We start from the raw sequence: 12,382 nt of genomic DNA, 5'->3' as shown, positions 1-12,382 counted from the left end.
TTACCTATACTCACAATGAACGGAGTCCTGATATTGTTCCCTCATGGACTCCCCCGATTCCGACGGCCTGCTGGCCGAGCAACTGCTGCGGCTCACCCGCAGGCTCCACCGCATCCAGAGCCGCCAGCTGGAGCCGATCGGCATCACACCCGCCCAGTTCCGGCTGCTGCGCACCGTCGCCCAGTACGACGGCCCGCCCCGGATGGCCGATCTGGCACAGCGCCTGGACGTCGTCCCGCGCGCCGTGACCAGTCTGGTCGACGGCCTGGAGGCGAGCGGCCGGGTGCGCCGCGCACCCGACCCGGCCAGCCGCCGGGTGGTGCGCGTCGAGATCACCGACGAGGGCCTCGCCACTCTCCGGTCCCTGCGCAGCGCGCGCCGGGCCGCCGCAGAGGAGATCCTTGCTCCATTGACCGCCGATCAGCGCGAGGTGCTCGGCGGCCTGCTGTCCGCTCTGGTCGACGGTATGCCGGAGCGCCGCTGCTGACACGGCGCGGAGCGCCGCACCTCCGAGGGGACCTGCCATGCCGCTGCTGGAGCCGAAGCCGGAAGCCCTCCGTCCTGGTACGGCGCGCATGCCGGCCCACGACCGTGTCCCCGACCGTATGGCACAGGGCACCCCGCAGCCGCTGCGCTCCGAGCTGGTTGCCCTGCTCGGGGCCGACAAGGTGCTGTGGAAGATCTCCGACCTCGTGCGGTACGCCTCCGACGCCAGCCCCTACCGCTTTCTCCCCGAAGTGGTGGTCGTCCCGGAGGACATCGACGACGTGTCCGCCATCCTGTCGTACGCCCACGGCAAGGGCCGCGAGGTGGTCTTCCGGGCGGCGGGCACCAGTCTCAACGGCCAGGCCCAGGGCGAGGACATCCTCGTCGACGTACGCCGCCACTGGACGGGGATCGAGGTCCTGGACGACGGGGCGCGGGCCCGGATCGGGCCCGGGACCACCGTCATGCGGGCCAACGCCACCCTCGCCAGGCACGGCCGGCTGCTCGGTCCCGACCCGGCCAGCGCCATCGCCTGCACGGTCGGCGGTGTCGTCGCCAACAACGCGTCCGGGATGACGGCGGGGACGACCCGCAATTCGTACCGCACCCTGGCCTCGCTCACCTTCGTCCTGCCCGGCGGCACCGTCGTCGATACGGCGGACCCGGCGGCGGACGAGCTGCTGGCCCATGCCGAACCGCGCCTGTGCGAAGGGCTGCTCGCGCTCAAGGCGGAGCTCGAGGCGGACGCCGAGCTCACCGCCAGGGTCCGCGCCAAGTACGAGATCAAGAACACCAACGGATACCGCCTCGACGCGTTCCTCGACGGTTCGACGCCCGTGGAGATCATGCGCGGGCTGATGGTCGGCTCCGAGGGCACCTTCGGATTCATCTCCGAGGTCGTCTTCGACACCCTGCCGCTGGACCGGAGGATCTCGTCGGCGCTGCTGTTCTTTCCCTCGCTGTCGGCCGCCGCCGCGGCCGTGCCCCGCTTCAACGAGGCGGGGGCGATCGCGGTGGAGCTCATGGACGGCAACACCCTGCGCGCCTCGGTCAGTGTCCAGGGTGTCCCGGCGGACTGGGCGACGCTGCCCAAGGAGACGGCGGCGCTGCTGGTGGAGTTCCGCGCACCCGACGAGGCCGGACTGGAGGCCTACGAGAGGGCGGCGGACGAGGTCGTCGCCGGTCTTGACCTGGTCGCGCCGGCCCTGTCGGTCACCAATGCGTTCACCCGGGACGCCGCGACCGTCTCCGGCTACTGGAAGGCGCGCAAGGCGTTCGTCACCGCCGTCGGCGGTTCCCGCCCGGCCGGTACGACACTCATCACGGAGGACTTCGCCGTACCGCCCGCACGCCTCGCCGAAGCCTGCCGGGCGTTGCTGGAGCTTCAGGCAGAGCACGGCTTCGACGCGGCTGTCGCAGGCCATGCGGCCCACGGCAATCTGCACTTTCTGCTCGCGTTCGACGCCGCGAGACCCTCCGACGTCGACCGGTACGCCGCCTTCATGGACGACTTCTGCCGGCTCGTCGTCGGCCGGTTCGACGGCTCGCTCAAGGCCGAGCACGCCACAGGCCGGAATATCGCGCCGTTCCTGGAGCTGGAGTGGGGACCGAAGGCGACGGAGCTGATGTGGCGTACGAAGCAGGTCATCGATCCCGACGGGGTACTGGCGCCGCGCATCGTCCTCGACCGCGACCCGAAGGCCCATCTGCGCGGGCTGAAGACGATTCCGAAGGTGGAAGCCGTCGCCGACCCGTGCATCGAGTGCGGTTTCTGCGAACCGACCTGCCCCAGCGAGGACTTGACCACCACACCCCGCCAACGGATCGTGCTGCGGCGGGAGATGATGCGGCAGAGCGACGGCTCCCCGGTGGAGGCCGGTCTGCTCGATTCGTACGGGTACGACGCGGTGGACACCTGCGCGGGCGACTCCACCTGCAAGCTGGCCTGCCCGGTCGGCATCGACACGGGGGCGATGATGAAGAGCTTCCGCCGTCGGCGGCACTCACCGCGCGAGGAGCGGATCGCGGCGCTGACCGCGAAGAACTTCAAGGCGGTGGAGGCCGCGGCCCGGCTGGCGGTGGCCGCCGCCGACAGGATCAGGGACCGGGCGGGCGACCGGCTGCTGGAGTCCGTCACCGGGCTGGTCCGCAGGGCCGTACGCCCCGATCTGGTGCCCGAGTGGCTGCCGGAGATTCCCGGCGCGGCCGCCAGGAAGCTGCCGCGCACCTCCAGGGTCGGCGCCCACGCCGTCTACTACCCGGCATGTGTGAACCGCATCTTCGCCGGTCCCGATCCGCGGCGGGGACCGTCCCTGCCCGAGGCCGTCGTCGCCGTCTCCGCCCGCGCCGGAAAGCCGGTGTGGGTTCCGGACGATGTCGCGGGCACCTGCTGCGCGACGATCTGGCACTCCAAGGGCTACGACGAGGGCAACAAGGTGATGGCCAACCGGATGGTGGAGGCCGCCTGGGGCTGGACCGCGGGCGGCAGGCTTCCCCTGATCGTCGATGCCTCGTCGTGCACGCTGGGCATCGCTCATGAGGTGGTGCCGTACCTCACCGAGGACAACCGCGACCTGCACCGCGAGCTGACCGTCGTCGACTCGCTCGTGTGGGCGGCGGACGAGCTGCTGCCGGAGCTGACCGTGCTCCGCAGGACCGGTTCGGCGGTCCTGCACCCGACCTGCTCGATGGAGCACCTGGGCGATGTGGGGCATCTGCGCAGGGTCGCCGAGGCGTGCGCCGACGAGGTGGTCGTGCCCGACGACGCCGGGTGCTGCGCCTTCGCAGGCGACCGCGGCATGCTGCACAAGGAACTGACCGCGTCGGCCACCGCAAAGGAGGCGGCGGAGGTCAACACCCGTGCGTACGACGTCTATCTGTCGGCGAACCGGATGTGCGAGATCGGCATGGACCGGGCGACCGGCCACCGGTATCAGTCGGTGCTGATGGAGCTGGAGCGGGCCACCCGCCCGTAGGAACGGAACGCCGCCGGAGCGGCGGCCGAATATGTGCCCCCGAGCGGCCGGACGCGGAAAACCGTTTGCCTCGGACCGGGGCAGGACGCGAACCTTGCACGGTTTGGTCCCCCCACCCGTCCAATGATTCCTCGAGGTCCACGGACCTCCGCCCTTCCGAGCCCTGGGACGTCATGCAGATTCGCGATCTTCCGTATTCAGATCCTGGCGATCCGGATGTCCGGTCAGGTCCACGGTTCCTGTTCTGGCTCGGGCGCAGTCAGCTCGCAGGACAGCTCAAGTCCCTTTCCTGGGGCCTGCTTCACCAGTGCGCCATCGCGGGGCTCCCGCTCACCGTCGGTCTCGCCGTCCAGGCCGTCATCGACCGTTCGGGCCGCGGCCTCGTCCTGGCCGGCGGACTGATCGTGGCCCTGGGGGTCCTCATCGCGGTGGGCGACACGATGCTCCACCGGACCGCCGTCACCAACTGGATCACCGCCGCGGCACGCGTACAGCAGCTGCTGGCCCGCAAGACCGCCGAGCTCGGCTCCGCGCTCACCCGGCGGGTCGCCGCCGGTGAAGTCGTCGCCGTCTCCACCGGCGACGTCGAGAAGATCGGCTGGTTCGTCGAAGCGCTCTCCCGCTTCGCCGCCGCCGCCACCGCGCTCGTACTGATCTGTATCGGCCTCGTCCTCTATCTCCCCACGCTGGGTGTGCTGGTGGCGATCGCGATGCCGGTCCTGGCGCTGGCCGTCCTGCCCCTGCTCCCCCGGGCCACCCGGCGCGCCGACATCCAGCGTGAGAAGGCGGGCAAGGCGACGGAGCTGGCCTCCGACACGGTCGCCGGTCTGCGGGTGCTGCGCGGCATCGGCGGCGAGGAGCTCTTCCTCGGCCGCTACCGGCGCGCCTCCCAGGAGGTACGCAAGGCCGCCGTCCGCAGCGCGCGGATGTGGGCGCTGATCTCGGCGATCCAGGTGCTGCTGCCGGGCGTTCTGCTGATCTCCCTGGTCGTGTACGGGGCCACGCTGGCCCGGGACGGCCGCATCGATGTGGGCCAGCTGGTCACCGTGTACAGCGCGGCGACGCTGATGCTGTTCCCCCTGCGGCACGTCGAGGAGATCGCCATGGCGTACTCCTTCTCCCGGCCGTCCGCGAAGCGCGCGGTCCGGGTGCTGTCCCTGCACCGCAGCGCGCAGCCGTCGACGATCGAGGGCATGGCTCCGGTCGGCGACCTGTACGACCCGGCCACCGGCCTGATGGCTCCCGAGGGGCTGTTCACCGCCGTGGTCTGCGGCGATCCGGACGAGGCGGGGCGGCTGGCCGACCGGCTCGGCGGGCACGTCCAGGCCGAGGACGACGCGGACGGCCACGACGACACAGCGCCGAAGCCGACAGCGCCGTCCGTGCTGCTCGGCGGCGTGGCGCTGGACGAACTGCCGCTCGACTTCGCACGGGCGGCGGTGCTGGTGCAGGACAAGGACCCGGTGCTTCTCTCGGGCACGCTGCGTGAACTGCTCGATGTGCCGTCCTCCGGTCTCGTGACCGCCGAGGACGCCCTGTCGGCGGCCCAGTGCGGTGATGTGCTGGACGCACTGGCGCAGGCTTCGCCCGACACGGAAGGCGATCCGATGGGGACCCGGATCACGGAGCGCGGCCGTTCGCTCTCCGGTGGCCAGCGGCAGCGGCTCGCCCTGGCCCGCTCCCTGGTCACGGACCCGGAGGCGCTGGTGCTCGACGAGCCGACGTCCGCCGTCGACTCGCACACGGAGGCCCGGGTGGCCGCCGGTATCAAGCGGCTGCGCCAGGGCCGTACGACCGTGGCGTTCGCCTCGTCGCCGCTGCTGCTCGACCTCGCCGACCGGGTGGTCCTGGTCCATGAAGGCTCCGTCGTGGCCGTCGGCTCGCACCGCGAGCTGCTGCGCGGTGAGCCCCGGTACCGGGCGGTCGTCACACGCGAGACCGAGGACGAAATCGCGGCCCTGGCCGTACAGGACGAGATCACGGAGACCGAACAGGCCGACGCGATCGAAGCGATCGAGGAAATCGAGGAGAGGGCATGATCGGCGTCGCACCACCGACGTACGACCCGGCCGCCCCGGAGTCGGCGACGACCCTGCCGGTCGGCACACCGACGACCGTGCGCGGTTATGTGCGCGACCTGCTGCGGCGTCACCGCAAGCCGTTCGCCGTGCTCATCGCGGTGAACGCGGTCGCGGTGATCGCCTCGATCACCGGGCCGTATCTGCTGGGCGGACTGGTCGAGGACCTGTCGAACGGGGTCACGGACCTCCATCTGGAGCGCACCGCCGCGGTGTTCGCCCTCGCGCTCGTCGTGCAGACCGTGTTCACGCGGACCATGCGGCTGCGTGGGGCGATGCTCGGCGAGGAGATGCTCGCCGATCTGCGCGAGGACTTCCTCGTACGGTCGGTCGGGCTGCCTCCGGGTGTCCTGGAGCGGGCCGGGACGGGCGATCTGCTGTCAAGGATCACCACGGACATCGACCGGCTGGCGAACGCGATGCGTGAGGCCGTGCCGCAGCTGGCGATCGGTGTGGTGTGGGCGGGTCTGCTGCTCGGCGCGCTCACGGTGACGGCCCCGCCGCTGGCACTGGCCGTACTGATCGCCCTGCCGGTCCTGATCGTCGGCTGCCGCTGGTACTTCAAGCGGGCGCCTTCGGCGTACCGCTCGGAGGCCGCCGGGTACGCGTCCGTCGCGGCGATGCTCGCCGAGACCGTCGACGCGGGCCGGACCGTGGAGGCGCACCGTCTGGGGGCCCGCCGGGTCGCGCTGTCGGACCGGCGGATCAAGGAGTGGACCGCCTGGGAGCGGTACACACTGTTCCTGCGCTCGGTGCTCTTCCCCGTCATCAACGCCACGTATGTGACGATCCTCGGCGCGGTGCTGATGCTCGGTGGCTGGTTCGTACTGGAGGGCTGGCTCACCGTCGGTCAGCTGACGACGGGTGCGCTGCTGGCGCAGATGATGGTCGACCCGATCGGTCTGATCCTGCGGTGGTACGACGAGTTGCAGGTCGCCCAGGTCTCGCTGGCCCGGCTGGTCGGCGTACGCGACATCGAGCCGGACGCGGGCGACGACAAGGTCGGCCCGGACGGCCGCGCGGTCCGGGCGGACGACGTGCACTTCGGCTACCGGGCCGGGGTCGACGTCCTGCACAAGGTGACCCTGGACGTGGCTCCAGGGACACGGCTGGCGCTGGTCGGCCCGTCGGGGGCGGGCAAGTCCACGCTGGGCCGGCTGCTGGCCGGGATCTACGCACCGCGCACGGGCGAAGTGACGCTGGGCGGTGCGGAGTTGTCGCACATGACGGCGGAGCGGGTACGCCGGCACGTCGCGCTGGTCAACCAGGAACACCACGTCTTCGTGGGTTCACTGCGTGACAACCTGCTGCTGGCCCGCACGGGCGCCGATGACGCCGAGCTGTGGGCGTCGCTCGCCGCGGTCGACGCGGACGGCTGGGCGAAGGCCCTGGACAAGGGGCTGGACACCGAGGTCGGTTCGGGCGGGCTGGCACTCACTCCGGCGCAGGCGCAGCAGATCGCGCTGGCCCGGCTGGTGCTCGCCGATCCGCACACGCTGGTGCTGGACGAGGCGACGTCGCTGCTGGACCCGCGGGCGGCCAGGCATCTGGAGCGCTCGCTGGCCAGGGTGCTGGACGGCCGTACGGTGGTGGCCATCGCACACCGGCTGCACACCGCGCACGACGCGGATGTGATCGCTGTCGTGGAGAGCGGCCGCATCAGCGAACTGGGCAGCCACGACGAGCTGGTGGCCGCGGACGGTGCGTACGCTGCGCTGTGGCGGTCCTGGCACGGCTGATCGAGGCCGCCGGCCTCCCGGGCGAAGTGAACGTATCGAGCGATCACTAATGTCTGACAGGTGAAAGATTCGAACGTGACTTCGGGAACTCCGGACTGTCGCAGCGCCGCGCGGTATCTGTGGTGGCTGGTCACCAGTCAACGCCGCCGGGTCGCCGCCGGTGCGCTGCTCGGCAGCGCCTGGATGGTCTGTCTGACGCTGCCGCCGTACCTGCTGTCACGCGCCATCGACGACGGACTGGAACCGGGGCAGTGGCCCGCGCTGGCCGGCTGGGTCGCGGCGTTGTTCGGTGTGGGCGTGCTGAACGCGTGGCTGGGCATCATGCGGCACCGCACGATGACCAGGGTGCGGATGGATGCCGCCTTCCGTTCGGTGCAGGTGGTGGTCAGGCAGGCGACCAGGCTGGGCGGGGCGCTGCCGCGCCGGGCGACGGCCGGGGAAGTCGTCACGATCGGGTTCGGTGACGTCGGCGTGATCGCCGGCACGCTGACCATCACCGGTCCCGGTGTCGGCGCGGTCCTCGCCTATGTCGTCGTCGCCGTGCTGCTGCTGACCGTTTCGCCCCTGCTCGCCGCGGTGGTGCTGCTCGGTGTGCCACTGCTCGCGGTGCTGGTCGGCCCGTTACTGGGGCGGCTTCAGGGCGTCGAGACGACGTACCGGGAGTATCAGGGCGAGCTCGCCGCCCGGTTCGAGGACATCGTCGGGGGACTGCGCGTCCTCAATGGCATCGGCGGCAAGGAGGTGTACGCCGAGCGCTACCGGCGCGGCTCGCGGACCGTACAGGCGGAGGGGTACCGCGTCGGAACGGTGACCAGCTGGATCCAGGCTCTTGGCGTCGGGCTTCCCACCCTGTTCCTCGGGACGGTGACCTGGCTGGCGGCCCGGATGGCCGCTCAAGGGGAGATCACCGTCGGCGAGTTGGTCGCGGTCTACGGGTACGCCGCGGTGCTTGTGGTGCCGGTCGCGTTCTTCATCGAGGGCGGCTACGGCCTCAGCCGCGGACTCGTCGCAGCCCGCAGGGTTGTACGTTTCCTTGCCCTGGAGCCCGATTCCGCCGGCACGGAAGCGGTTTCGGACGGGCCGGAGTCCCCGTCCACGCTTCGTGACCCGGCATCCGGCGTCGAGGTGGCGCCCGGAGGGCTGACCGCGTTGGTCAGCGCCCGGCCGTCCGATTCTGCGGCGGTGGTCGACCGCCTCGGCCGTTTCGCCGGGTCGGCCGCGACCTGGGGCGCGATACGCCTGGACGAGATCGACCTGACGCAGGTTCGCCGGCGGATCCTCGTCGCGGACAACGAGGCCGATCTGTTCGCCGGCCCGCTGCGCGAGGTGATCTGCGGCACGCGGGACCGGGATTCGGACACCGTCGCCCGCGGTGTCCACGCGGGCATGGCGCAGGACATCGTCCGCGGCCTGCCCGACGGACTCGACTCGCGCATCGACGCGCAGGGCCGCAACCTCTCCGGAGGTCAGCGCCAGCGCATCCGCCTGGTCCGGGCCCTGCTGGCCGATCCCGAGGTACTCCTGGCGGTCGAGCCCACCTCGGCGGTCGACGCACACACCGAGGCGGCCGTCGCGACCCGGCTGCGCGCCGCACGGACCGGCCGCACCACGGTCGTCACCAGCACGTCACCGCTCCTCCTGGATCAGGCGGACACCGTGCACTACCTGGTCGACGGCTCCGTCGCGGACACCGGCAGCCATCGCGAACTCCTGGACCGGCAGCCCGGCTACCGGCTCCTGGTGTCACGCGGCGTGGACGACGAGGACGACGACCGAGCGGACGAAGGTACCGTCCCGCCGCTCCGGGAGGCCGTGCGATGACTGACCGTTCCCGGCCGACGGCCCGCTCCTTGCCCATAGCCGGACCGTCCGAGGTACGCCGTGCGGCGCTCCGGCTGATCCGGCTGGACGGTCGCCCTTTCGCCGCCATGATCGGCCTCAACGCGCTGGCCGCCTGTGCCGGACTCGCCGGCCCGTGGCTGCTCGGCCGCATCATCGACGAGGTCGGGTCCGGAGGCACAGTGGCCTCGGTGGACCGTCTCGCTCTCACCATGCTCGTCTTCGCGCTGGCCCAGCTCCTCCTGGCCCGTTACGCCGGCTACGTCGGACACCGCTTCGGCGAGCGGGCCCTGGCGCGTATCCGCGAGCAGTTCGCCGACCGGGCGCTCGCGCTGCCCGCCGCGGTGGCCGAGCGGGCCGGGACCGGCGACCTGATGACCCGCGGCACCACCGATGTCGCCGCGGTCGGCGCCACTCTCCGCGATGCCGGACCCGAGGTCCTCATCGCCGGAGTCCAGGCGCTGTTCATCCTCGGCGCGGTCTTCGTGCTCGACCCACTGCTCGGTGCGTGCGGGGTGCTGGGACTGCTCGGCATCTGGTTCGCCGCCCGCTGGTATCTGCGCCGGGCACTCACCGCATACCTTGCCGAGGGGGCCGCCAACTCCGCTCTCGCGGAGCAGCTCGCGGCCACCGCTGCCGGCGCCCGCACCATCGAAGCCCTCGGCCTGCAACAACGCCGCATCGCGGCATGCCAGGAGGACATCGAAAGGTGCCGCACCACCCGGACCCGCACACTGTTCCTCCGCAGCGTGCTCTTCCCGGCCGTGGATATCTCGTACGTCATTCCCGTGACCGGTGTCCTGCTGATCGGCGGCGTGCTGCACGACCACGGCGCGATGAGCCTCGGCGCGGTGGTCGCCTCGGCCCTGTATCTGCGGCAGCTCTCCCAGCCCCTGGACACCATCCTTCAGCAGCTCGAGCAGGTGCAGAGCAGCAGCGCCTCCTTCGCCAGGGTCGAGGGCCTCGGCCTGGCCACGCAAGCACCGCCGGCCGCATCCCTCGCACCGGCCGACGACCGGATCGAAGTGGCCGGTGTCCGTTACGCCTACGACGACGGGGGCGACGTCCTGCACGGTGTCGACCTGACGGTCCGGCCCGGCGAGCGCCTGGTGATCGTCGGTCCCTCCGGCGCGGGCAAGACCACCCTGGGCAGACTGCTGGCCGGCATGGACACACCGCACACCGGCTCGGTGACGGTGGGACAGGTCCCGGTCGCCGGCCTGGACCCCGGCCAACTGCGCCGGCACGTCGTCCTCGTCACCCAGGAACACCACGTGTTCCTCGGCACGGTCCGGGACAACCTGCAGATCGCCTCCGCTCGCGCCACCGACGCCGAGCTGCGCGCGGCGCTCCTCGCTGTCGGCGCCGAGTGGGCCGACGAACTCCCGGACGGCCTGGACACGGATCTGGGGCACGGGGGGCATCGGCCGGACGGGGCCCAGGCACAGCAGCTCGCCCTGGCGCGCGTGGTGCTGGCCGACCCGCACACGCTGATACTCGACGAGGCCACCGCACTCCTGGACCCGAGCACCGCCCGGCACACGGAGCGCGCACTGGCCGCTGTCCTCGAAGGCCGGACCGTCGTCGCCATCGCCCACCGGTTGCAGACGGCCCACGACGCCGACCGGGTGGCCGTGATGGAAGACGGCCGCCTGACCGAACTCGGCACCCACGACGATCTCGTCGCGGCCGACGGCGCCTACGCGGCACTCTGGCACTCGTGGCACGGCGAGGGGCACGGCTAGGGGCACGGCGAGGGGCGTCCCTCCTCCTGAGCCGCGTCGCGCCGGGGTGCCGTCAGGAGGCGGACTCGGATGCGGCCGGTAAGGATGAGGAGTGACCCACCAGGAATCAGGGGCAGGCGAGGACAGGACCGCGTAAGCCCGAGAAGGGACGCACACCGTGGCACGACCCAGGATTCTCGTTGTCGGCGCCGGCTTTGCCGGGGTCGAGTGCGTACGCCGGCTGGAACGCAGGCTCGTTCCCGGCGAAGCCGAGATCACGCTCGTCACCCCGTACTCGTACCAGCTGTATCTGCCGCTCCTGCCGCAGGTCGCCGCCGGCGTACTGACTCCCCAGTCGGTCGCCGTCTCACTGCGCCGCAGCCGGCGCCACCGCACCCGGATCGTGCCGGGCGGGGCCATTGGAGTGGACACCGACGCGAAGGTCTGCGTCGTCCGCAAGATCACTGACGAGATCGTGAACGAACCGTACGACTACATCGTGCTCGCCGCAGGCAGCGTCACCCGGACCTTCGACATCCCCGGACTCGTCGACCACGCCCGGGGGATGAAGACCCTCGCCGAGGCCGCCTACCTCCGCGACCACGTGATCGCCCAGCTCGATCTGGCCGACGCCAGCCAGGACGAGGAGGAACGGGCCTCCCGGCTCCAGTTCGTCGTGGTCGGCGGCGGGTACGCGGGCACGGAGACCGCGGCCTGTCTGCAACGGCTCACCAGCAACGCCCTCAGGCAATACCCGAGGCTCGACCCGAAGCTCATCAAGTGGCATCTGATCGACATCGCCCCCAAGCTCATGCCCGAACTCGGGGACAAGCTCGGCCTGGACGCCATGGAGATCCTGCGCAGGCGCGGCATCGAGGTCTCGCTCGGTGTGTCAATCGCCGAGACGACCGCGGAACGGGTGACGTTCACCGATGGCCGGGTCCTGCCATGCCGCACGCTGATCTGGACGGCGGGCGTCGCCGCCAGCCCGCTGATCGCCACCCTGGGTGCGGAGACGGTACGCGGACGCCTCGCGGTGACGCCCGAACTCTCCCTGCGCGGCTCGGACGGCGTCTTTGCACTCGGTGACGCCGCAGCGGTGCCCGACCTGGCGAAGGGCGACGGGGCCGTCTGCCCGCCCACCGCCCAGCACGCCATGCGTCAGGGCCGCACCCTGGCCGACAACCTCATCGCGACGTTGCGCGGCATGCCGATGATGCCGTACGAGCACAAGGACCTCGGTCTGGTCGTCGACCTCGGCGGCCGGGACGCCGTCTCCAAACCGCTCGGCATCGAGCTGAAGGGCCTCCCCGCCCAGGCGGTGGCCCGCGGCTATCACTGGTCGGCGCTGCGGACGAACGTCGCCAAGACCCGGGTCCTGACGAACTGGATGCTGAACGCGATCGCCGGTGACGACTTCGTACGGACCGGTTTCCAGCTCCGCAGCCCGGCGACGCTGAAGGACTTCGAGCACACCGACGCCTATCTCACCCCGGAGCAGGTCCGCGCGCACACCGCCGCGACAGTGATCCGCCACTGAC

Annotated in this window: 7 protein-coding genes; all 7 read left to right on the top strand. The window is 71.3% G+C overall.

The features are described from left to right. Nucleotides 1-43 precede the first annotated feature (43 nt). The 7 genes from ACFT7S_RS11885 to ACFT7S_RS11855 all read left to right on the top strand — a co-directional run bounded on the left by ACFT7S_RS11885 (nt 44) and on the right by ACFT7S_RS11855 (nt 12,381). Entirely contained in the window at nt 44-487 is a 444-nt protein-coding gene (locus tag ACFT7S_RS11885; RefSeq protein ID WP_382730020.1) for a MarR family winged helix-turn-helix transcriptional regulator, read from the top strand. Nucleotides 488-524: 37 nt separating this feature from the next. Then, nucleotides 525-3,461 (top strand): FAD-binding and (Fe-S)-binding domain-containing protein, encoded by a 2,937-nt coding sequence (locus tag ACFT7S_RS11880; RefSeq protein WP_382730018.1) that lies wholly within the window; start codon nt 525-527, stop codon nt 3,459-3,461. A gap of 173 nt (nt 3,462-3,634) precedes the next feature. Further along, nucleotides 3,635-5,500, top strand: coding sequence for an ABC transporter transmembrane domain-containing protein (locus ACFT7S_RS11875; protein ID WP_382730016.1), 1,866 nt, complete (start codon nt 3,635-3,637; stop codon nt 5,498-5,500). After that, nucleotides 5,497-7,278, top strand: coding sequence for an ABC transporter ATP-binding protein (locus tag ACFT7S_RS11870; protein WP_382730014.1), 1,782 nt, complete (start codon nt 5,497-5,499; stop codon nt 7,276-7,278). The genes ACFT7S_RS11875 and ACFT7S_RS11870 overlap by 4 nt, the downstream gene beginning before the upstream one ends. Before the next feature lie 60 nt (nt 7,279-7,338). Further along, a complete protein-coding gene (locus ACFT7S_RS11865) occupies nt 7,339-9,099 on the top strand; it encodes an ABC transporter transmembrane domain-containing protein (protein WP_382730012.1) in 1,761 nt (586 codons plus the stop codon). Further along, nucleotides 9,096-10,862, top strand: coding sequence for an ABC transporter ATP-binding protein (locus ACFT7S_RS11860; protein WP_382730010.1), 1,767 nt, complete (start codon nt 9,096-9,098; stop codon nt 10,860-10,862). Before ACFT7S_RS11865 ends, ACFT7S_RS11860 begins: the two co-directional genes overlap by 4 nt. 157 nt (nt 10,863-11,019) lie before the next feature. Continuing rightward, on the top strand, nt 11,020-12,381 hold the full coding sequence (locus tag ACFT7S_RS11855; protein WP_382730009.1) for an NAD(P)/FAD-dependent oxidoreductase: 1,362 nt from the start codon (nt 11,020-11,022) through the stop codon (nt 12,379-12,381). Nucleotide 12,382 lies beyond the last annotated feature (1 nt).

This window comes from Streptomyces sp. NPDC057136 (assembly GCF_042670885.1).
Lineage (GTDB): Bacteria > Actinomycetota > Actinomycetes > Streptomycetales > Streptomycetaceae > Streptomyces.
Note: the sequence above shows the minus strand (reverse complement) of the source record. Positions and strands in the feature narration are given on the sequence as shown.